The organism is Thalassomonas actiniarum, assembly GCF_000948975.2.
Lineage (GTDB): Bacteria > Pseudomonadota > Gammaproteobacteria > Enterobacterales > Alteromonadaceae > Thalassomonas > Thalassomonas actiniarum.
The window spans coordinates 3,957,869-3,979,504 of sequence record NZ_CP059735.1; the positions used below are offsets into that span (position 1 = coordinate 3,957,869).

The window sequence follows — 21,636 nt, forward strand, 5'->3', positions numbered from 1 at the left end:
GATAACCTGCGATCTCATCTCCTCACTCAGCACAGCAACAAGTAAAGGTAGCGCTAATTCTCGCTATTATTTTCACTTTTGCCGATTAAAGTCGTCCTTTATGCTTAGTTCGCCAGATTTTACACCAGAAAATCGTCAATAAAATAAAGAAATTACCTGATCACTCGTCACGTTTTTCATTTTTTCTTGCCATTTATTTCTCATCAGCTTTTTTAATTCGCCAGATTTTTCCTTTATGCGGCATTTCTTTCTTATATCGGAAAACCGGGTAATCGCGCTTCAACAAAAAAAATCTATCAATCTTTAAAAGACAACAAATTACAAAGAAAAAAACTGACTTTGCAGATGTTGGCATAAAGCCTGTAAGACCCCAAACAGGGAAGCATTTATATCGGTGCAGGAAAACCAGCAAAGGATCAACAAGCATGAAAGAACTTATTACGAAATAACAATCCAGATTTAAGTTGTACGGGAGTAGTTATGAAAAAAATAAAACTTGTTGCGGGTGTCTCAGGTGCCGCCTGTCTCTGTTTATTGGCAAGTTTAACCGGTGATGCGGGTAAAAATAACAGCGCTATCGCCGGGACTAACAGCAATGCCGAAAATCAAATCCCCTTACCGGACGGTTCAGCACTTTATATCGTGCGGGGTCCCGATATCAACACCAGCCGTAGCGCCGTTTTAAACGCTGGCGGTAAGGTTGTCGAGGAACTGGGTATTATCAATGCCATCGGCGCCCGGCTGTCAACAGCAGAGGTAATATCATTATCCTCAATATCCGGTTTAACCCTGATTGCCGACCGCCCGCTTTTAACCGCATATTACGATGATGACGACGATGATGATGGCGACTCTGGCTATGGTTATGTTAACTATGGTGGTTACGGCTATAGCAATGATGACGACGATGACGATGACGATGACGATGACGACGATGACGATGACGAAAATTATGGCAATGGCAATAATGGCAATGGCAATGGCAATAATGGCCATGGCAACAATAGCTGCGCCCGCTCTACCGTTAATGAAGCATTCAATGAAGCCACTTTTAACAACCAGCAAGTGAGCGGCTCAGCCATAGGCTGGACCAGTGACTGGAAAGAAGATAATGATGACAATAATCCGGACAGCGGTCATATCCAGATCAGCGATGGTAAACTGCGCTTGATCGGCGGCTACTCAGGCGAATACGATATTGAGCGAGACCTTTATATTGCCAAAAATTTTGCTCATTTATCCTTTGAGCTGTCCACCAACAGCCATACCCGGTCAAATCAATACCTGACCATAGAAGTCAAAGACAAAAGGCTCGATAAAATATCGCTGCAGCCGAATATGAAGATCGTCCGCAATTACAGCCTGGCAAACTGGGCTAAAAATAAGGGGGTCGAGCTTGATTTTGAAATCGCCTATGGCCTGGATAGCGGGGCAGAAGTACAGATAGATAACATAACCCTGAGCCAGAGCAGCGATAACCCCGGGGCTTACGCCGCCGACACGATTAACGCCCGGGCATTGCATGATAACGGCATAGACGGCTCGGGAGTGACTATCGCCTTTGTTGATACCGGTGCCTGGACCAAAAGCACCACCTTTACCAAAGCAGACGGCAGCAACCGTTTATTGGCAAACTATTCGGTCATCGGCAAAAACAGCAAAGATAAAAACGGCCATGGCACCCATTTAATGAGTGTCGCCACCCAGACCCTGCCGGTACCCACCTTATGTGAAGCGGCAGGGTCTCTGCCATCGGGTATTGCCCCGGGAGCCGATCTGGTCTCCGTCAAAGCCTTTGGTAAAAATGGCGGAGGTACTTATATGTCGGTGCTAGCAGCACTGGATTTAATTCTCCAGGTAAAAGATCAGCATAATATCCGGGTCGTCAACCTCTCCTTCGGCGCCGAGCCCGTTTCCTATTACTGGGACGACCCGGTAAACCAGGCGGTAATGCGTTTATGGGCGGAAGGCTTAGTGGTGGTGACCTCGGCCGGCAATTCCGGTCCGGATCCCATGACCATTACCCTGCCCGGCAATATTCCCTATGTGATCACCGTCGGAGCCATGACCAATGCCTTCACCTTAGATGATGGCAGCGATGACCGCATCACCCGCTTTTCCGGAGCCGGTCCTACGGTGGAAGGTTTTGTTAAGCCGGATCTGGTCGCACCTGGGGCCCATATTATTGGCCACACAGATAAAAAAGGCGCCCTTAGCAAAACGCTTGACGATTACCAGGACATGCTCAACGACGAATACTTTTTATTTTCCGGTACCTCACAGGCCACCGCCGTGATCAGCGGCGCCGTTGCCCTGATGCTGCAACATAATCCGAACCTGTCACCGGATGAGGTCAAGTGTAAACTGCTTAGCAGCGCCCGCCCGGCAATGTTTGCCGATAACAGCTATGCCTACAGCCCTTTCAGACAAGGGTTCGGCTTAGCGGAAATCAACCAGGCGGTGCAATCACCAGCACCGGGGTGTAGCGACAGAACCCAGGATATCCTGGATGAATTAGCGGGCATAAAACATTTCACCGGCCCGGTAAGAGCGAATGAAGCGGAGCAATTTTACATCCTTAAGCCAAATGGCTCGGTCTGGAATGAAGGCTCGGTGTGGAACGAAGGTTCACTGTGGAACGAAGGCTCGCTGTGGAACGAAGGTTCGCTGTGGAACGAAGGCTCGCTGTGGAACGAAGGTTCACTGTGGAATGAAGGCTCATTGTGGAACGAAGGCTCCATGTGGAATGAGGGCTCACTGTGGAACGAAGGCTCACTGTGGAATGAAGGCTCGGTTTGGAACGAAGGTTCTATGTGGAACGAAGGCTCGCTGTGGAATGAAGGCAGTATCTGGAACGACAGTTCGCTCTGGAATGAAGCCGTTATTCCCATGACCTTGATGGTTGCCCCGGTTCAGGAGTAAATATTAAAACATGTTCCGTACAAAGGGCCCTCAAGGGCCCTTTTAACATCCAGGAGCACTACAGAATAAATTAAGTAATCGTTTTATTGCCGGCACTTTCCTTTTCCCCGTCCCCCTTCCCGATAAAGCAGGGAAAATAGCTGCCCCAATGATATACACCACACGGAAGAAATTTCTTAATAGCTTAATTTAAGGACTATTCCTCTAAAATACTGGCGGCGATCGCCTCCAGCGAACCGTCGGCTTTTAATTTTTTCAGCTCGCGGTTAAGCTCTTTCACCATAGCGGAGAGCCTGTCGGTTTTGGCGAACTGAAATTGCAGCGGCGCCGAGCCGACAATACGCCGAGAAAAAACAAAACGGTTTTGCAGTTTCGGCGAGGATTTGATCAACCACAGCGCCACCTGCTTATTCATCACCGCCGTACGGTTCACCCCTTCAACTAAGCGCACTAAAGTACTGAGCATGGCGAACTCCGAGGAAAAGTCCTGACGAAAAATAACTCCCTGCTCAAACAAGGGCTGCAGATCCGGATAACTATATCCCAGGTGAGTAACAATATGAGCCCCGTCAAGGGCCTGATCCGGATCAAAGCCGGGTTTGGCATCCCTATGATAAACCAGTACATCTTCGAGATCCGCAATGGCTTCACTCCACAAATAATCACCGGGGTTATCTACCCAGCGCCGAGACTCCATCCGGGCATCTATCTGATATTTATCAAGCATATCCACCGAGCGCTTTTCCGGCATGTAAGTATATTTGAGGGTGATCCCCAGTTTCTCTGCCGCCAGTTGCAACGGCTCTATCAAGATGCCTTTAGGTTTATTGTCCTTGAGGATAATAAAAGGGGCATAACCATCCTCGGGTAAACCGATAGACAAGAATTTTTCAGATAAACAAAGGGGAGAAAATATCAGCAGCAACAGCAATAATGGCCGATAACCGCTTTTATTTTTTGCTTTCGCTGACTTTATGGCTTGCCCTGTCATCCTGAATCTCTGCATTTGAAAAATTAACAGGTAATTCAATAACAAGTTTAGCTGACAAGCCCTTTCTTTAAAGTATAAACTTGTAGGGAAAACTTAAAATAACAGTAACTTTACTTTTCTCTGCGGGTAAAGGTCGCCATCAACTTTAACGCCAGCTGCTCTAAGGAGATATCGCCGGTCACACTGAACCAGTTGGTGGTTTCGATCAGGGCGCCACGGATAAAACCGCGCAAATACAGGGCTTCGACATTCACTTTTTCCTGCTCATGGGCCAAAGTTAATATCTCCCGCCACAGGTTTTCATAATATTCCCGCAGTTTCAAAATTTGCTGCTGGTTGCCGTCAGATAAAGCCCGCCACTCCGATACCAGCAAACTAAAACCGACAAACTGCTCGCCATGAATGGCTTTAAGCTCAAGTAAAATCAAATGTTGCAGCTTTTCCATAACATCATCCGTGGACGCCAGGGCAGCATACATGTCCGTCAAGACCCGTAAAATGGTATCAGACATGATCGCCAGCAAAATTTCTTCTTTGTTTTTAAAGTGGTGAAAAATACTGCCGCTTTGGATCCCCACCTCGGCGGCGATATCCCGCACCGTCGTTTTGGCATAACCTTTTTCTTTAAACAAACGGGCAGAGGCCTGCTGTAACCGGCCTTTGGCAGAGTTTAAATCAGCCAAAGGGCCAAATTCGTCCAGCTGTGCTAATACTTGATTCATCATGCTCCGTACTTAATTCTCGGTAAATCGTTATCGGTTGAACATACCGCCATCACTTGCCCAAAATGGCCAAAAGTAGACGCTACTGCTCTTCTGCTTCCGATAAACAGCCTGTACAAACGCTGTTTGGCATATTTTATCGCAAAATCAGCCAATAGCGCCATCGGTGATTTTTCATCATAGTAGCAAATCAAGGATTGCAAACCAAGCGCTTGCTTGGTATTGTTGATAAAAAATACAACCTGACTTAATAAAAAGTCAATTAAGCAGGCATGAAAGAGGATAATGTCGTGAACAATAAAGTTGTCATCACCTGCGCCCTGACCGGCGTACTCACAGATCCCAAACAGCACCCGGTGCCGGTCACCGTCAGTGAGATGGCACAATCCGCCAAAGAAGCCTATGATGCCGGCGCCAGTATCATGCATATCCATTTTCGCAATCAACGCCCCGGCAAAGGCCATCTGCCAAGCTGGGAGCCGGAAGTTATCGTCGCCATCAGTGATGCCATCCGCGAACTTTGTCCCGGGGTCATTTTAAATTACACCACAGGCACCATCACCCGGGATCAAAGCGGCCCCATCGCCTGTATCAAGGCTGGAAAACCGGAAATCGCCGCCTGCAATGCCGGCAGCCTCAATTATCTAAAAGCCAAGTCCGACGGCAGCTGGGCCTGGCCCCCTATGCTGTTTCAAAACCCGGTAGAAAAAATCGCCGAATTACTCGAAGTCATGAAAAGCACCGGCACCCGCGCCGAATTTGAATGTTTTGATTTAGGCATAGTACGCTCCGTCGGCATGTATCAGCAGGTGGGCATGGTAGATAAACTCGATTACAACTTTGTTATGGGTGTCGCCTCCGGTATGCCGGCCGATGCCGAGCTTTTACCTATTTTACTCAAATACATCAAACCCGGCGCCTCCTGGCAAACCACGTTAATCGGCCGCCAGGAAATCTGGCCGGTACACCAGGCAACCGCCGAACTGGGCGGGCACCTGCGCACCGGGCTCGAAGATACTTTCTATCTGCCAAGTGGCGAGCGGGCCAGCGGCAACGGCCAGCTGATTGAATCTTTGGTGGGCATCGCCGAACAGGCCGGACGGACCATCGCCAGCCCGGAAGAAGCCAGGGCACTTGTCTTATAAAAGTTTTATAAGCGTTTGATAAAACACCTTATTAAGAGAAAACATGAACTATCAGTCAATTTTTACCGCCGGCAGCTTTAACAATAAAACCGTCATCATCACCGGCGGCGGCTCAGGTATCGGCCGCTGCACCGCCCATGAACTGGCCAGCCTTGGCGCCAAAGTGATCTTGCTTGGCCGCAGCCAGCAAAAACTCGACGCTGTGCTCGATGAATTACACCAGGACGGCTACCAGGCATTTGCCTATTCCCTGGATATCCGCGACGAACAGGCAGTGATCAGCACAATTAAACAAATCTTATCCGACCTTGGCCAGGTCCATGCCCTGGTGAACAATGCCGGCGGTCAGTTTCCTTCACCGCTGGAGCATATCAGCGTCAACGGCTTTAAAGCGGTATTAGATACCAACCTCACCGGCGGCTTTATCCTGTCACGGGAGCTTTTCAACAGTTGCTTTAAACAACATGGCGGCGTGATCGTCAACATCACCGCAGACTTTCATAACGGCATGCCGCTCATGGCCCATTCCGGCGCCGCCCGTGCCGGTATGGCCAACCTGACCCAGAGCGCCGCCTGGGAATGGGGGCCTTATGGGGTACGCACCAATAATGTCGCCCCCGGCTGGGTCGCTTCCAGCGGCCTGGACAGTTACGATGAAAAATTCCAGCAAAAACTGCGGGAAATTCAAAAACAGGTACCGCTGCAACGCCTGGCAACAGAAGCCGAGATCAGCGCCGCTATTTGTTTCCTGCTCAGTGACGCCGCCGCTTTTATCAACGGCATTACCTTAAAAGTCGACGGCGGCGCTTCCCTGGCCTCGCCTGCGGCCATTGCCCCACTGCACAAACAAGTAGCATCACAACAGCAAGTCTTTGACGGCTTTCATCGCAGCGAACCGCCCGTTTTTTTGCAAGAAACGCCTAGAAAAGAAAAGCCCGAACAGGAACAAGCAAACCATGACTAAGCTCAGCTCATATATCAATCCTCAGGGTCAGGACTACCAGGCCAACCGCGAGCAAATGCTGACGCAACTCAAACAGGTTCAAGATATCGAACAATTCTGCATCACCACAGAGCAGGAAAAACAAGGCCGCTACCACAAGAAGAACATGTTATTGCCCCGCGAGCGCTTGCAGCACTTAGTCGATCCCGGTGCGCCTTTTATCGAACTCTCCTCGCTCGCCGGTTATAAAATGGATGACGATAAGGACGGCAGCGGCGCAGGCGGCGGCTGTATTGCCGGTATCGGTTATGTCAGCGGCGTACGCTGTCTGGTTAAAGTGGATAACTACGCCGTTAAAGGCGGTACGGTTTCCGTTTCCGGTATGGAGAAAAACCTGCGCCTGCAACAAATTGCCATCGAAAATAAACTGCCCTATATCACATTGGCGCAAAGCGGCGGCGCCAACCTGGCCTATGCCACCAAAATCTTTGCCCCCGGGGGACGCAGTTTTGCCAACCAGGCGCGCATGTCTGCACTCGGGATCCCGCAAATTACCGTGGTCCACGGCAGCGCCACCGCAGGCGGTGCCTACCAGCCGGGGCTTTCCGATTATGTCATCATGGTTAAAAACCAGGCCAGCATGTATCTCGCCGGTCCGCCGCTGTTAAAGGCCGCCACCGGAGAAATCGCTACCGAAGAAGCCCTCGGCGGCGCCGAAATGCATATCAAAGAGCCCGGCAGCGGCGAATATCTGGCAGATAACGACCGCGATGCCATTGCCCTGGCACGGGACATCCTGGCCATGACCGGAAGCACCTTTAGCAAAGACAAGCCACAAACCAACAGTGCTTATCCCGAACCGGCTTATCCGGTTGAAGAGCTATTAGGCATAGTCCCGGCGTTGACCAAAACCCCCTATGATGCCAGAGAAGTCATCGCCCGCATCAGCGATGGCTCACATTATCTGGAATTTAAAGCCGACTGGGATCAGCAAACGTTATGCGGTCATATCAAGCTCGGCGGTTTGCCCTGCGGCGTGATTGCCAACAACGGCCCGATCACCGCCAAAGGCGCGAGCAAAGCGGCGCAGTTTATCCAGCTGTGCCAGCAAAGCCAGGTGCCTTTGCTGTTTTTACACAATACCACAGGTTTTATGGTCGGCACCGAGTCCGAGCAAAGCGGCATTATCAAACACGGTTCAAAAATGATCCAGGCAGTGGCCAATGCCACCGTGCCAAAAATCAGCATAGTGATCGGCGGCTCCTACGGCGCAGGCAACTATGCCATGTGCGGCCGGGGCTTTGATCCCAGGTTTATTTTTGCCTGGCCCAACAGCAAAACCTCAGTGATGGGCGGCGCCCAGGCAGGCAAGGTACTGCGCATCGTCACACAAGCGAAAATGCAAGCGGCAGGCGCCGTTGATACCGATAAACTGGACCAGCTCGAACAAGGCACCTGCGCCATGATAGAGCAAGGAGCCGGGGCCATTCCCTGCAGTGCCCGTCTTTGGGATGACGGTATTATCGACCCCAGACAAACCCGGGCCTTGTTGATTGAACTCTTTGACTTGTGCCGCCAGGCAGACCGGCAAGACTTAGCAAAAAATCACTTTGGCGTCGCCCGCTTCTAGTAGCGAACAGCAATGAAAAACAGCAAAAGATATTGCACAAAAAAATATAACTTACGGATAATATTATGATTTTTACAAATGAGCATTTGGCGTTACAACGTACGGTACAGCAATTTGTCCAACAGGAGATCAACCCCCATATCGACGAATGGGAAGAGATAGGGCAATTTCCCACCCATAAGATCTTTAAGAAAATGGGCGATCTCGGCCTGCTGGGCATCAACAAGCCGGTAGAATACGGCGGCCTGGGACTGGATTACAGCTATGCCATTATCCTGGCGGAAGAAATCGGCGCCGCCCACTGCGGTGGTGTGCCTTTATCCATCACGGTACAAACCGATATGGCCACCCCTGCCCTGGCAAGCTTTGGCAGCGATGAACTGCGCCGGGAGTTTCTCGCCCCCAGCATCAGCGGCGACATGGTGTCCTGCATCGCCGTATCCGAACCCGGTGCAGGCTCAGATGTTGCGGCCATCACCACCACGGCAAAAAAAGACGGCGATGATTATATTATCAACGGCGCCAAGATGTGGATCACCAATGCCACCCAGGCGGATTATTTTTGCCTGTTGGCCAATACCAGCGAAGGGAGTATCCACACCAACAAATCCCTGATCATAGTGCCGGCAAACTTACCCGGGGTGTCGGTGGGCGAGAAATTAAAGAAAATCGGCATGCGCAGCTCGGATACCGCACCGGTGTTTTTTGACAATGTCCGGGTGCCCCAACGCTACCGCATCGGCGAAGAAGGCAAAGGTTTTACCTACCAGATGCAGCAATTCCAATTAGAGCGTTTAGCGGGCGCAGCCCTGTGTATCAAGGGCATGGAAAACTGCGTACAAAGTACCATAGATTATACCCGGGACCGCCAGGCCTTCGGCGCGCCGCTGATCAACAACCAGCAGATCCATTTCGCCATGGCGCATGCACAAACGGATATCGAAGCCCTGAGATCGTTAATTTACCGTGCCACCGAAGAGCTGGTGCAGGGAAAAGATGTCACTAAACTCGCCTCCATGGCCAAGTTGCTGGCAGGGAAAGTTTGCCGCACCCTGCCCGATACCTGTTTGCAATTTTGGGGCGGGATGGGCTTTGTTGAAGAATCCCTGGTCAACCGCTTATACCGCGACTATCGCCTGACCGCCATCGCCGGCGGCGCCGAGGAAGTCATGCTCGGCATCATCTGCAAAATGATGAATATTTTACCGACACCAGCGAAAAAGGGTTAATACCGTGAAACTGCCAGCTTTTAACCAAATAGCTTGCCACCTGGAACAACAGGTACTGTTCATCACCCTTGCGCGGGAAGAAGTCAACAATGCCATGAACCTGGCCATGGTGGAGGAGCTGATCCGCCTGTTGACTTTGGCCAATAATAACCAGGAAATCCGCGCTGTCGTTTTCCGGGGCGCAGGAGAAAATTTTTGTGCCGGGGGCGATATTAAGGACATGGCGCAGGCACAAAAACGCCACCAGCAGGGGCAGGAAGATGCCTATTATCATTTCAACCGTTTGTTCGGCCAGTTACTTGCCCTGACCGAGCAAAGCCCCAAGGTGATTATCGCCCTGGTGGACGGTTATGCCCTGGGGGGCGGTTTTGGCCTGGTGTGTGTCTGTGATTATGTCATTGCCACGAAAAAAGCCTATTTCGCCCTGCCGGAAACCACTTTGGGTCTGCCGCCGGCACAAATTGCGCCGTTTGTGGTAAAACGTTTAGGATTGACAACAACCCGGGAGCTCGCCCTGTTTGCGGGTGCCTTAGACGGCGAAAAGGCTGATGCCATCAACCTGGCCAATGCCCTGGTGGAAAACCTGGATGAGGGCAAAGCGCTGCTGGAGAAAAAACTGAAACAGCTCTCACGCTGCGCTCCGGGTGCCACAGCTATCACTAAGGCTCTGTTATTAAACCCGGAGAACTTGTCCCAGGAGGCACTGTTAGATTTGGCGGCGCAGCAGTTCTCGGCCCAGTTTACCCAAGCCCGATCAGAAGCCCTGGAAGGCACCCGGGCTTTTATGGAAAAACGCCCGCCCGAATGGGCAGCAAGCACGGCAGCAGTTGAGCAGGAGCAAGCATGAGCAAAACTTTAAGCAACAGCGTTAACAAGGCTTTTAGCAAAGCTTTTGACAAGATACTGATCGCCAACCGGGGCGAGATCGCCGTGCGCATTATCAAAACCGCCAAGGCCTTAGGTTACCAGACGGTCGCAGTCTTTAGCGATGCTGACGCTGACAGTCCCCATGTTTCCCTGGCGGACTGCGCTGTACATATCGGCGCGGCAAATGTCAGTGAAAGCTACCTGGATATAGAAAAAATCATTGCTGCTGCCAAGCAAACCGGCGCCCGGGCAATACATCCGGGATATGGCCTGTTATCGGAAAATGCCGGTTTTGCCCGCGCCTGCCAAGACAACCAGCTGATCTTTATCGGTCCGGATGCCGGGGCCATCGAACTGATGGGCAACAAGCAAGCGGCCAAAGAGGCGATGCTGGCGGCCGATATCCCCTGTATCCCGGGTTATCAGGGAGCAAAACAAGACAATAACACCTTAAAATCACAGGCAGAAACCATAGGTTTTCCGTTAATGATCAAAGCCGCAGCCGGTGGCGGCGGTAAAGGCATGCGCTTGGCCCATAGCCTTGACGACATAGAAACCTTATTTAACAGCGCCCGCAGCGAGGCGCTGGCCAGCTTTGGCAGTGAGCAGCTGATATTGGAGCGCGCCCTGGTGAATGCCCGCCATATTGAAATACAGGTTGTCCGGGATTTGCATGGCAACTGTATTCACCTGGGGGAGCGGGATTGCTCGATGCAAAGGCGCCACCAAAAGGTGATTGAGGAAGCCCCCGGGGTTAACATCGGCAATGAACTCAGGAATAAAATGGGTCAGGCCGCGGTAAATGTTGCCAACAGCTGCGACTACCTGGGGGTAGGCACGGTTGAGTTTCTGTTAGTACAAGATAAGCAGGAAGAGGCCTTTTATTTCCTGGAAATGAATACCCGGCTGCAGGTTGAACACCCGGTCACGGAAATGATCACCGGCATCGACCTGGTCAAATGGCAGCTCGATATTGCCCACGGTAAAGCACTGCCTTTAACCCAGGAGCAGGTTCGTTTTGACGGCCATGCCATCGAAGCCAGACTTTATAGCGAAGATCCCGCGCAACACTTTATGCCGCAAAGCGGCCAAATCAGCTTTTGGCAATCCCCCGAAGATCAGGATCAAAGTCAGGAAAACAACATACGCTGCGATCATATGCTGACACCCAGGGCCCATATCAGCCGTTATTACGATCCCATGCTGGCAAAAATCATTGTCTGGGGAGAAGACCGGGAGCAGGCCCGCAGAAGGCTTATTCAGGCCCTGCAGCAAAGCCATTTACATGGCATCAGGCATAATAAAGCCTTTTTACTGGAACTGGCAAACAGTGAAGCCTTTGCCAATCAAGACAGTGAAAACCCGGTCCATACCCGGTTTATCGACGATAATTTAACAGCACTGAAAAGCAGCAGCCAAACACAGCTAACGCCAGAGCAATGGGCATTGGCGGCAACACTATGCTATTTTCTGCAAAGCCAGTCACTACAAGGTAAAACCTTGCAAAGTGAAACCAAGCACCAATTACCGCGGCCAACCCAAGGACCAGGCTTGGTATTAAGCAAACACATGCTATTACACTGTGACAGCGCCCCGGCAGAAAACAAGCAGCAAAGCGTGGAGATCACGCCTGTCAGCCAAGGGGAGCATATTGGCGATCAAGCGCTGTACCGGGTGCATTTGGCTAAACAAGCTTTTGATATTGCCATCGTAAATATCACCGCAAACCGTTTTACCTGCCAGATAAACGGCCTGAGACAAGACTATTATTTCAGCCAGCAACAAGAGAAGCTCAATATCAGCGGGCAGGACTTTGACTTTGGCATAACCGATCTCAGCTATCACTCGGGCCAAAGCGGTTCTGATGCTTCCGGCACAGCACAAGGCAGCGGCCAGCATTTTGCCCCCATGAACGGCACCGTTGTGGCGGTAGAAAAATCTTTAGGGGATATTATCGAGCAAGGCGAGGTCTTATTCACCATAGAAGCCATGAAAATGGAGTTGCCGGTAAAAGCCAGCTGTAGCGGCACCCTCAGCTATATTAATTTGGAAAAAAATCAGCAGGTCACCAGCGGACAATTACTGGCAACCATATCAGATGACGAGAAAGTCGAGCAATAACAACTTAAGTTGACGTTTTTAAAAGAAGGAACAGAGAAAATGACACAAGACAACTCAGCCACAAGCAAAGCACTACAAGGTAAAACCATCATCATTACCGGCGGCAGCCGCGGCATAGGCCGGGAAATCGCCCTGAAGGCTGCTGCCGACGGCGCCAACATCGTGATCGCCTCAAAATCCGATACCCCCCATGACAAACTACCCGGCACCATCCACAGCGTCGCCGAAGAAGTCGAGCAGGCAGGCGGCAAAGCGCTGGCGATCAAAGTCGATGTCCGCGACGAGCAAAGCATTTATGCCATGGTAGAGCAAACCGTAGGCACCTTTGGCGGCATAGACGCACTGATCAACAATGCCGGCGCCATTCACCTTAGAGGCATAGAAGAGACCCCGATCAAACGTTTTGACCTGATGCACGCCATCAACGAACGCGCGGTATTATTATGCACCCAGGCGGTACTGCCGCACCTGAAAAAATCGGAAAACGGCCATATCATCAGCATGTCGCCGCCGATCAGTTTAAAAAAGCACTGGTTAAAGCCGCATATCGCCTACACAGTCACTAAATACGGCATGAGCCTTTTGACCATGGGCCTGGCGGAAGAATTAAAAGAGCATAACATTGCCGTTAACTCCCTGTGGCCGAAAACCGCCATCGCCACCGCTGCGGTGGAATATGCCATAGACGCGAAAATTTTGCCTATGTCCCGCACCCCGGCGATTATGGCCGATGCCGCCTATGAGATCCTCACCAGCAAAAACCTGGCAATGACCGGCCAGACCCTGATCGACGAAGACGTATTAAGGGCGGGTGGCCAGACGGAATTTGACCACTACAAGGTAGATCCCAACTGCGACCGCCTGTTCCCGGATTTATTCGTCGATTTAGACTAAGGAGCCTGTGATGTCGGATAGCAAAACCCTAACCGGACCGTCAACTGGCAGTAAGGCATTGATGGATCAGCTGAGCCTGCCGCTGATTTGTGCCCCTATGTTCCTGGTTTCAGACATGAAACTGGTACTGGCCGCCTGTGAGCAAGGCATAATAGGCACCTTCCCGGCGCTGAACGAGCGCACCAGCGATCATTTCGCCTCCTGGCTGCATACCCTGGGGCAGAAACTGGCCAAACTCAGGGAGCAGCAGGACTATGTTGCCCCCTACGGCATCAACCTGGTGGTGCATAAATCCAACCCTCGCTGGCAGGCGGATTTAGCACACTGCGTCAATGCCAAAGTGCCGCTGGTGATTTCGTCTTTAGGCGCGGCGCGGGAAGTGGTGGATGCGGTGCACAGCTACGGCGGCCTGGTCTATCACGACGTTGCCAGCAGCTATCACGCGAAAAAAGCCATAGACGCAGGCGTTGACGGCGTTATTGCCGTCTCCCAGGGGGCCGGCGGCCATGCCGGTACCATCAACCCCTTTGCCCTGGTGGGAGAAATCCGCGAGTTTTACCAGGGCACCTTACTGCTCGGCGGCAGTTTAAGCCGGGGAGACGATATCCTCGCCGCCCAGGCCATGGGGGCGGATCTCGCCTATCTCGGCACCCGCTTTATCAACTGCCAGGAGTCCAATGCCGAAGCCGGTTACCAGCAGATGCTCATTGATGCCGGCGCCCACGACATTATCCATACCCCGGCAGTTTCCGGGGTTCCGGCGAACTTTATGCGCCAGAGCCTGGAGCAGGCAGGCTTTGATATGTCGGCCCTGTCTAAACCCGGAGAAATCAACTACGGCGAAAAACTCATCCCGGAAAACGAAGAAGCGAGAGCCTGGAAAACCGTATGGTCTGCCGGACAGGGGGTCAGCACCATCCATGACAGCCCGTCCATGGCCGAGCTGGTACAAAGGTTAAAGAACGAATACCAAAACGCCAAAGACAAATTAGCCGCAAAAACTGGGTTTTAACAGGTGTAAAACCAGGACCGGTTTAGCAAAAACCGGCCTGTTTTTCTTGCTTTCCGGCGATAATCCAATCCCCGGAGGCAGCCAAATTTCAGCCAAGAGTTACTAAAGGAAATACGCATGAGCGCTCACTCCGCCAAGCAGCCGTTAACGGATAAACCGATCCAAACCATCAAAGCCAACAGCACGGCGAAACTGGTTAACCGCCTGGCAAGGCTACCCGCCCCTTTTAACAACAAACTGCTCTCGTTTGTGGTTGGTTTTAAAGTGCCCTATGTCAGCACCACAGGCGTCAGGATTAGGCATTTAGACCATCAGCGGGCAGATTTTTTCATCAAGAACAAACGCAAATCCCGCAACCACCTGGGCGGCGTACATGCCGTGGCCGCCGCCCTGCTGGCAGAGTCTGCCACCGGGCTGCTGATAGCCATGAATGTCCCCGACACCAGCGTGGCGGTGATCAAAACCATGACCTTTAACTTTGCCAAACGCCAGCAGGGCGATATGCGCGCCGAGGCCAGCCTGACGCCCGAACAAATTGCCGATATCCGGGGCAGCGAAAAAGGCGAAACCCTGGTCAAGGTAGCACTTACCGACGGTACCGGCCGGGAGCCGATTATCTGTGAAATGCTCTGGGCCTGGGTGCCGAAAAAACGCCCCCAAAGCCCAAGTGAATAATATACAAAAAACAGGTGAAACAACCCGGTTCCAGCTGGCAAACTTTTACCGCTCACTTATGTCTGCGGTTTTTATGCCTTTGCCGAAATGGGGCAGAATTTGTGTTTCAAAATAATCCTGCTGCTGTGCGTTAAAGGCGGCTGTCGCATCGGTCACCACACACATGTTATAGCCGATATCATGCCCCTGGCGTAAGGTCGACTCAACACAAACATGACTGGCAAATCCCGCCAGGTACAAGGTGTCGATATGGTTATTGCGCAACACACTGTCTAACATGCTGCCGGCAAAGGCACTGGCGCCGGTACGCTCGTTGATCACTATCTCCCCCGGCTGCGGCATAAAATCGTCATGGATATCCGCCATTTCGTGCTGCCAGGTTTGCGCGTTAGGAATAGCCGCCCTTAAACCATATTTTGCCTGCCCGAAAACCCGGTAACCGGCATCCGGGCGCAAGCAAACATGAATGATCATCGCATCCGTGTCCCGGCCTTTTTGCAGCAAGGTTTTTCCCCGGGTTATTGCCGAGACAAAAGCGGCTTCATCTTCAATCAGCAATTTTCGTAACTTGCCCTGCCCGCTCAGCCATTCATTTTGAAATTCAATAAAGACCAGCGCCGTCTTGGCATTTAGCGGATAACTTATAACATTTTCATTCATATGCACGCCTTAAGATAAAACTCAGTCGCTATAGGATAATCACAGCCCCGGAGCTTGCCTTAACTTATGTTAAGAAAGGAAATAAAAAGAGAGTTAAGGTTTACGTTAAATTTAAGCTGAAGTTAAGGCTAACTTTTTTCTGATGCGGGACAAGGTAACATCTGTCATGCCCAGGTAGTTAGCAATAAGATACAGGGGAAGTTGGCTGCTAAGCACGGGATGATCCTTTAAGAACCTGACGTATCTGGCCTCGGCATCGAGATTAAGCCAGGCATACTCCCGCTGCACTTTTTCATCCAGCACCCGCTCCAATAAGCTCATTAATACCGACAGGCCCCATTGGCTGGATTCAAGTAACCGGCGCACCTTGGCATAATCCGCCTGATAACAGCTGACCGCTGTCAGGGCTTCAATAAAGAAATTAGCCGGCTGTTTGATGGCCGCCGGGGCACAGGGGGCCATGATTTGCTCTGCGCCGAAAAATCCTTTGCTGTGCTCCCGCCCCCGGGAGTCGAGATAATAAAGACGAAAGCTGCCTTCACGAATCACGGTAAAGCTTTGCCAGCGCTGCCCGCTTTCAAGATAAGTGACCCCCTTGGCTAACCTTTTATGGCGAAAGTAAACACTCAGGCTTTCATCAACAGCAAAAGCCTGGTTGCCGTATGCCGACAAGCAAGAGAGCACAAAATCCTTTTGCGTTAACGTCATCACAACCGTTTAATAACCCGTTAAGCCCGGGCTAATAACAAGTTAATAAGCGGCCACTTGATATTTATTGAGCTTAGCTTCATATTCCACTAACCGGGCTTCATAAATATGCTCCAGTTCATGAATATCCGCCGATACCGCTTCAAGCTCGGCGGCTAATTCTTTTAGCCGCTCCAGGGCATCGGCCCGCTGCTCGGACGTGGATTCATCGGCAAGGATCACCGCTTCTTTTTTGGTGATTTTTTTCTGTAACTTCTTCTCTAGTTTCAAGGCGCTGTTGATATCGGACTGCACCCTATCCAACACTTCCTTCGCCTGATAGACGATTTGGCCGCTTTTGAAACCTTTTAAAAAACCTTGCTCCTGTGGACCGCGGCAGACGCCGTGATATTCATCCCCGCTCATCGCCAGCTGATAACCGCGCGAAGCAACACAATAATCTTTTAATCCGGCTTTACGTCCGGCGCTGTATGCTTTGATATCCGGCGAAACCCCGGCGTCGGCACAGGCCTGACGGTGCTTGCCGATATAAGAGGCTGCCTTGCCGTCACTGCCGTCTTCTAATCCTATGGTATACCAGTCGGCCACCAGGCATTCTTCTTTGCTCATGGTAGCGCAGCCGAATAACAGGCTGCTCAGCCCCGCTAATAAAACCGGTTTGAAAAACAAGCGGGATGAAAAATTCGCCATAAGAGTAGACTCCAATACTTTAAAATTGCCGTACAAACACACAGGGACCAATGCAGATTTCCCTTGTATAGGCCGGATAAACTAACTAGCAATAATATAAAGAAAACAGGCAGCTAAATCTAGCGATCTAACTGCCTGAAACTTCATTATTTATTAAGCGAGCTAAGCCTGCTGTAATATTGGCCAGTTATCCAGGAGACGACCATCCCGCAAGGTTTTCAGCTGCCCGAATTGCAGAAAAACCGCTTCGCTTTGCGCCGGGCGTAAAAACACATGGTCATCGACAAACAGCTTGACCTTGTCAGAGCCGTTGACGATTTGCTGGTTGGTGCTTTGTCCGTATAAGGTATTGTCCTGCAATCCCCGGGGGGATTCATACTCTGCCTGCCAGTTGCCGCCGTAGATAAAAAAAGTTTGCTGCATATTTTTATCCCACATGGAGAACAAATCGCGGGCAAATTCCGCCGAAGGCAGCCGGGTGCCGGCCATTTTTTTCAGCACAGGCGTGGCGATGTAAGCCGCCGGCTGAAACTGCGCCAGGGTCGGTACGTCAAAACTGCTGGGTTTCACCAGGCAGGAGCCGGCGGAAAGCTCATTGGCAACCGACCCTTCCCGGTGCAGGGCCAAAGTCGGGCTGCCGGCGCCGTTAAAGCACAGGGAGTCAGATTTCAGGGCGGGAAAGTTATGATATAAGAAGTTGATACTGGCCTGATAAAACTGCTGGGATTCGTCAAAGGCCTGTTGCGGTGATTTAAGCACCCCGGGTACTTTCACCACATGGGCGTCATAACCCATAAAACCGGCAAAAGTGAGAACATCGCCGTTTTGCTCAATCAGGGTCAGCAGGCTATTGAGCTCACTCAGGGACTGCACCCCGCCGCGGTGTAAACCGACATCCAACTCAATATTAATGCGCATTTTCACCGATAATTGCTTCGCCAGCGCCAGGTATTGATTTAACCTATGCTCGCTGTCGATCAGCCACTGCAGCTGGCTTTGGGCATCAAAGGCCGGTTTTTCTCCCTGCTGCTGATAGAAACGCTCTGCCGCTTTTACCGGCATAGGTTTGCCCAGCAATAAGTCGCTGTCGGGGTAGTCCCGGGCTATCTGGCTTAAAAACGGCTGGTGGAACACCATCAGTTTATTGGTATCGGCCTTTTCCATGATATAGCCAAGCAGCTGCGGGCTCGGCAGGGATTTGGCGACAATACGAAAGTCTTTCTCCGGGTTAAGGGTAGATTTTAATGCCTTGATATTCTCATCCAGGGCGTCAAGGTCTACCAGCATACTCGGTACATAACTGCCGTCGCGTTTCAGGCTGCGGTTAAGCTGCTCAAAATATGGGGTGTAGGCATCCCCGTTATCGTCCGGCCTGAAAGTTAACGCCCCTGCCACCCCTGCGGCGGCCCCGGCCAATAAAAATTGACGTCTGTTCATTTATCTCTCCTGACTCTCTTAAAGCTCTTCATGCATCTCGGCTATGAGAGGCCCAGGACGTTTTTAATATGCGCATTGGCAAACAGCGCCCTGGGATCCATGGCCGCCCTTACCCTTAGGAATTCATCAAACTTAGGGTAACGGGCGCTTTGTTCTTTGGCGGTTAAGCTGTGTATCTTGCCCCAGTGCGGCCGGCCGTCGTATTTGAGGAAAATCGGCTCAATGGCAGCAAAATATTTTTTATAGTCTTTATCATGAAAGTTGTGGCAACTGATCGCGCAGCTGTCACGCTGATAAAACGGGCTTAACCAGATATCATCGCCCTTAATATAACGTACCTCGATTGGAAAAATCACGTTAATATTCTGTTTTTTAATGATATCTAGAATTTCCGTCAAGCATTTCACCCCATATTCTGCCGGTACCGAATATTCCATTTCATTAAAACGTATATCGCGGATATTGCCGAACACCTCATAGTTACGGCCGCTACGCATTTCTTTGCTGACCGTGCTGGCCCCGGCATTGATGATAAAACGCTTCATAAAAGGCACGGCGTCGATTACTTTGGAGAGGGTTTTAAAGGTTTCATAGGCATCGCCGCTACTTTCTTGAGGCTGGGATAACGCCTGCTCGTCAACCTCATCCAGCGTGATGCCCATAATATAATCGGCATGAGGCAATGCATAGAGTTCAAAATGCCTGTGTTTGTCCCTGAGGGCTTCCGCCTGCTCAAGCCCTTCCTGCAGGTCCATCATCCAACTGGTTTCCTGCAGATAATACTTATCTTTGGCCTGAATTTTCATGCCGGTAACCGCCCCGAGCGCGCCGATATTGTTACGAGCCGCCTGGAACAACTCAGTATTGTTATCCTGGCTGCAATGCACTACTTCTCCCTGCCCGTTCACCAGCGACATGCCGATAACATTAGTAGACATAGAGCCTAAAGTAGCCCCTGTGCCGTGGGTGGAAGTGGCAATCGCGCCGCCAAAAGTCTGGGTATTAATATCCGGCATATTAATCAGGCTAAGGCCCTCTTGCCATAAAGGCTCTCCGGCACTGGCCAAAAAGGTATTGGCAGCCACTTCAAACTGCTTGGCCGCCTTGTCGATATGGGTAATACCGTTAAAATACGCCAGCGACATTAAAGATTCATTGGTAGGCACCAAAGGCGAAAAGCTGTGTCCTGCCCCCACCAGGCGAATCCCCTGCTTGGCCTTGGCGATCATACCGGATAACTCATCGGTATCCCTTGGCACCAGACGTTCATTAGGCTCGCTCACCTGATTGCCGGACCAGTTGCTCCACGGCGGCACCCTTTGCCCGTCTTTACCTATCGCCCCCTGCAACACAGGCGCTTGCTGTTGTGGCTCGGCTTCACTACAGCCACTAAGCCCCAACGAGCTGGTAACTCCCACGGCAGCAGCCGCTTTCAGTACTTCCCGGCGATTCAGGTTAAGGCGTTCAAATTTCATGGGCAGGCAATTCCTTTAGCTTGTTCTGGCTTATTTTTGACCACTATAAAATAAACTTGTACGATGGTACAAGATGTATTTACAATAAAATCATGAATTAAGCGCATGCTTACCAATAAACTTGTTATCATGGCGCTTGAAAGCCGGTGCTTAACCATACCCTTAGCCAAAAATATGGAGATCACAAACCAGGTCATGAAGGCAAAAAAATCCCGCGGCGAAGACACCAAAAACAAGATCTTAACCGCTACCCTGAAAATCATTAAGGCCCAGGGCATGCGTGCAGTGCGCCACCGGGCGGTAGCAACACAGGCAGGCGTTCCGCTGGGCTCTACCACTTATCATTTTTGCAGCATAGACGATCTGATCAGCTGCGCCTTTGAATACTGGCACCAGCAAATTGATGTCAGTAAAAACCCTTACTTTTTGGCAATTGCCGACAGCATTGAGCAAATGGGAAACACTCAGCTCAATGAGCAAACCCACAAGGAAAAAAATGCCGAACTCTTGTTTCAAGCCGCCGACGACTACTTAAAAGACCAAGTGATAGATCATATAGATGATCGGCGTATTGAGCTTGCCTTTCATCACGAAGCCTTGAGAAACCCCAAGCTTAATGCCCTGGTATTACACTCCTGGCAACAAGAGGTTGCCTATATCACTCAATTTTATAAAACGCTGGGGTCAAGTGCCCCCGAGCAGGATGCAGAAGTCACCTTTGCCTTGATATTACAGCTGGAAAAAAAGGCGATGATGTTGCTTGATAAAGACGCCCAGATAGAAGAATATAAAAATATTCGCCAGGTATTAAAGCGCCATGTGGCAGTATTGACTGGTGTCGAAACCTTAACTCCTCCTGTAACAACATAAAGACCGCCGGTTTCTTAAGGCTGCAATCTAAAATAATCTGCTGTTTTCTTCCAGCATAGCCAGGCTACTTTATCACTCGCGAATTTAATAGTAACGGAGCTAAAACCCCCTTTCTCTGTGGATTTATGGCTTTGTTTGCATTAAGTATTTATGTTCAATATGCAACACTGTATAGACTGTTATATGGTAAGTATCAACGATACGGGTATTATGACTACATAATACCCGGCGGGTCACGGTATAACCGGAGCTTCAATTACCGTTAACCCGCCCGCTTTCTCGCTTCGTTTAAGTCTTAGTCAAACTTATTTCTTGCGGCTAAGCCCTCTCCAGCAGTCTTGCATCTCATCTATTTTCTCCCGGTAGCCGATAACCTGATATTTGAGCCAATAGCACAGATGCCGGATACCTTCACTGGTGTGGGGGGTGATGCATTCAGGTTCGCGGCCAACCGCAGCAAAGGCATCGAAGAGAAAAGCACATTCTTCACTGAATTTGCTAAAGTCATCACTAAGGTTAACAAAATCGCTTGATAACTGTTCTCTTTTAATTTCATCCTCTGTGAGGGGTAAGTTTGATTCAGACATGATACCTGCCTCCCTTATGGGTTAACTGTGTAGAGTTACCGATATAAACTTCCAGTGA

The 21,636-nt window shown here is 50.7% G+C and carries 19 protein-coding genes; 11 read left to right on the top strand and 8 right to left on the bottom strand.

The genetic code is table 11. The features are described 5' to 3' along the window. Positions 1-480: 480 nt before the first annotated feature. Entirely contained in the window at positions 481-2,922 is a 2,442-nt protein-coding gene (locus SG35_RS17185) for a S8 family peptidase (protein WP_053042879.1), read from the top strand. Between the two features lie 196 nt (positions 2,923-3,118). On the opposite strand, the gene SG35_RS17190 is transcribed toward SG35_RS17185, so the two are convergent. Continuing rightward, positions 3,119-3,913: a substrate-binding periplasmic protein gene (locus tag SG35_RS17190; protein WP_044831702.1), complete on the bottom strand. Its 795-nt coding sequence runs from the start codon at positions 3,911-3,913 to the stop codon at positions 3,119-3,121. A 110-nt stretch (positions 3,914-4,023) separates the two neighbouring features. After that, the gene (locus SG35_RS17195; RefSeq protein WP_044831703.1) at positions 4,024-4,638 is read right to left on the bottom strand and encodes a TetR/AcrR family transcriptional regulator; all 615 of its coding nucleotides are present in this window, start codon (positions 4,636-4,638) and stop codon (positions 4,024-4,026) included. Positions 4,639-4,925: 287 nt separating this feature from the next. On the opposite strand from SG35_RS17195, the gene SG35_RS17200 reads away from it, so the two are divergent. The 9 genes from SG35_RS17200 to SG35_RS17240 all read left to right on the top strand — a co-directional run bounded on the left by SG35_RS17200 (position 4,926) and on the right by SG35_RS17240 (position 15,151). Then, on the top strand, positions 4,926-5,780 hold the full coding sequence (locus SG35_RS17200; RefSeq protein WP_044831780.1) for a beta-keto acid cleavage family enzyme: 855 nt from the start codon (positions 4,926-4,928) through the stop codon (positions 5,778-5,780). A 43-nt stretch (positions 5,781-5,823) separates the two neighbouring features. Continuing rightward, entirely contained in the window at positions 5,824-6,744 is a 921-nt protein-coding gene (locus tag SG35_RS17205) for an SDR family oxidoreductase (protein WP_044831704.1), read from the top strand. Further along, complete coding sequence (locus tag SG35_RS17210; protein ID WP_044831705.1) at positions 6,737-8,353, top strand: acyl-CoA carboxylase subunit beta; 1,617 nt, start codon at positions 6,737-6,739, stop codon at positions 8,351-8,353. Before SG35_RS17205 ends, SG35_RS17210 begins: the two co-directional genes overlap by 8 nt. 65 nt (positions 8,354-8,418) lie before the next feature. Continuing rightward, a complete protein-coding gene (locus SG35_RS17215; protein WP_044831706.1) occupies positions 8,419-9,582 on the top strand; it encodes an acyl-CoA dehydrogenase family protein in 1,164 nt (387 codons plus the stop codon). A gap of 4 nt (positions 9,583-9,586) precedes the next feature. After that, complete coding sequence (locus SG35_RS17220) at positions 9,587-10,429, top strand: enoyl-CoA hydratase/isomerase family protein (RefSeq protein ID WP_044831707.1); 843 nt, start codon at positions 9,587-9,589, stop codon at positions 10,427-10,429. Beyond that, positions 10,426-12,570 (top strand): acetyl/propionyl/methylcrotonyl-CoA carboxylase subunit alpha, encoded by a 2,145-nt coding sequence (locus SG35_RS17225; protein ID WP_044831708.1) that lies wholly within the window; start codon positions 10,426-10,428, stop codon positions 12,568-12,570. Before SG35_RS17220 ends, SG35_RS17225 begins: the two co-directional genes overlap by 4 nt. Positions 12,571-12,609: 39 nt before the next feature. Continuing rightward, the gene (locus SG35_RS17230) at positions 12,610-13,464 is read left to right on the top strand and encodes an SDR family oxidoreductase (RefSeq protein WP_044831709.1); all 855 of its coding nucleotides are present in this window, start codon (positions 12,610-12,612) and stop codon (positions 13,462-13,464) included. Between the two features lie 10 nt (positions 13,465-13,474). Next, positions 13,475-14,476, top strand: coding sequence for an NAD(P)H-dependent flavin oxidoreductase (locus SG35_RS17235; RefSeq protein ID WP_044831710.1), 1,002 nt, complete (start codon positions 13,475-13,477; stop codon positions 14,474-14,476). Positions 14,477-14,593: 117 nt separating this feature from the next. After that, positions 14,594-15,151 carry a DUF4442 domain-containing protein gene (locus SG35_RS17240; RefSeq protein ID WP_044831711.1) on the top strand — a complete coding sequence of 186 codons (558 nt, stop codon included), beginning with the start codon at positions 14,594-14,596 and terminating at the stop codon, positions 15,149-15,151. A 45-nt stretch (positions 15,152-15,196) separates the two neighbouring features. Here the strand turns inward: SG35_RS17240 and SG35_RS17245 are convergent, their stop codons facing one another. From SG35_RS17245 to SG35_RS17265, 5 genes are all read right to left on the bottom strand, one after another. Next, positions 15,197-15,811, bottom strand: coding sequence for a cysteine hydrolase family protein (locus SG35_RS17245; protein WP_044831712.1), 615 nt, complete (start codon positions 15,809-15,811; stop codon positions 15,197-15,199). A 111-nt stretch (positions 15,812-15,922) separates the two neighbouring features. After that, on the bottom strand, positions 15,923-16,519 hold the full coding sequence (locus SG35_RS17250; RefSeq protein WP_084692581.1) for a Crp/Fnr family transcriptional regulator: 597 nt from the start codon (positions 16,517-16,519) through the stop codon (positions 15,923-15,925). Positions 16,520-16,561: 42 nt separating this feature from the next. Further along, positions 16,562-17,209: a DUF2799 domain-containing protein gene (locus SG35_RS17255; RefSeq protein ID WP_053042880.1), complete on the bottom strand. Its 648-nt coding sequence runs from the start codon at positions 17,207-17,209 to the stop codon at positions 16,562-16,564. A gap of 162 nt (positions 17,210-17,371) precedes the next feature. Further along, positions 17,372-18,646, bottom strand: a complete 1,275-nt coding sequence (locus tag SG35_RS17260) for an alanine racemase (protein ID WP_044831714.1) — start codon at positions 18,644-18,646, stop codon at positions 17,372-17,374. 41 nt (positions 18,647-18,687) lie between these two features. Continuing rightward, positions 18,688-20,121: a D-arabinono-1,4-lactone oxidase gene (locus SG35_RS17265; RefSeq protein WP_044831715.1), complete on the bottom strand. Its 1,434-nt coding sequence runs from the start codon at positions 20,119-20,121 to the stop codon at positions 18,688-18,690. A 105-nt stretch (positions 20,122-20,226) separates the two neighbouring features. Between SG35_RS17265 and SG35_RS17270 the strand changes: the two genes are divergently transcribed. After that, on the top strand, positions 20,227-20,991 hold the full coding sequence (locus tag SG35_RS17270; RefSeq protein WP_044831716.1) for a TetR/AcrR family transcriptional regulator: 765 nt from the start codon (positions 20,227-20,229) through the stop codon (positions 20,989-20,991). A 305-nt stretch (positions 20,992-21,296) separates the two neighbouring features. Here SG35_RS17270 and SG35_RS17275 read toward each other — a convergent pair whose 3' ends face one another. Beyond that, a complete protein-coding gene (locus SG35_RS17275; protein WP_044831717.1) occupies positions 21,297-21,578 on the bottom strand; it encodes a hypothetical protein in 282 nt (93 codons plus the stop codon). Positions 21,579-21,636: the final 58 nt, after the last annotated feature.

Bases quoted from the DNA above. Each gene is read 5' to 3' on its own strand.
- SG35_RS17185 (WP_053042879.1), top strand. From the start codon at position 481: ATGAAAAAAATAAAACTTGTTGCGGGTGTCTCAGGTGCCGCCTGTCTC.
- SG35_RS17190 (WP_044831702.1), bottom strand. From the start codon at position 3,913: ATGACAGGGCAAGCCATAAAGTCAGCGAAAGCAAAAAATAAAAGCGGT.
- SG35_RS17195 (WP_044831703.1), bottom strand. From the start codon at position 4,638: ATGATGAATCAAGTATTAGCACAGCTGGACGAATTTGGCCCTTTGGCT.
- SG35_RS17205 (WP_044831704.1), top strand. From the start codon at position 5,824: ATGAACTATCAGTCAATTTTTACCGCCGGCAGCTTTAACAATAAAACC.
- SG35_RS17210 (WP_044831705.1), top strand. From the start codon at position 6,737: ATGACTAAGCTCAGCTCATATATCAATCCTCAGGGTCAGGACTACCAG.
- SG35_RS17215 (WP_044831706.1), top strand. From the start codon at position 8,419: ATGATTTTTACAAATGAGCATTTGGCGTTACAACGTACGGTACAGCAA.
- SG35_RS17225 (WP_044831708.1), top strand. From the start codon at position 10,426: ATGAGCAAAACTTTAAGCAACAGCGTTAACAAGGCTTTTAGCAAAGCT.
- SG35_RS17230 (WP_044831709.1), top strand. From the start codon at position 12,610: ATGACACAAGACAACTCAGCCACAAGCAAAGCACTACAAGGTAAAACC.
- SG35_RS17235 (WP_044831710.1), top strand. From the start codon at position 13,475: ATGTCGGATAGCAAAACCCTAACCGGACCGTCAACTGGCAGTAAGGCA.
- SG35_RS17240 (WP_044831711.1), top strand. From the start codon at position 14,594: ATGAGCGCTCACTCCGCCAAGCAGCCGTTAACGGATAAACCGATCCAA.
- SG35_RS17245 (WP_044831712.1), bottom strand. From the start codon at position 15,811: ATGAATGAAAATGTTATAAGTTATCCGCTAAATGCCAAGACGGCGCTG.
- SG35_RS17250 (WP_084692581.1), bottom strand. From the start codon at position 16,519: ATGACGTTAACGCAAAAGGATTTTGTGCTCTCTTGCTTGTCGGCATAC.
- SG35_RS17255 (WP_053042880.1), bottom strand. From the start codon at position 17,209: ATGGCGAATTTTTCATCCCGCTTGTTTTTCAAACCGGTTTTATTAGCG.
- SG35_RS17260 (WP_044831714.1), bottom strand. From the start codon at position 18,646: ATGAACAGACGTCAATTTTTATTGGCCGGGGCCGCCGCAGGGGTGGCA.
- SG35_RS17265 (WP_044831715.1), bottom strand. From the start codon at position 20,121: ATGAAATTTGAACGCCTTAACCTGAATCGCCGGGAAGTACTGAAAGCG.
- SG35_RS17270 (WP_044831716.1), top strand. From the start codon at position 20,227: ATGCTTACCAATAAACTTGTTATCATGGCGCTTGAAAGCCGGTGCTTA.
- SG35_RS17275 (WP_044831717.1), bottom strand. From the start codon at position 21,578: ATGTCTGAATCAAACTTACCCCTCACAGAGGATGAAATTAAAAGAGAA.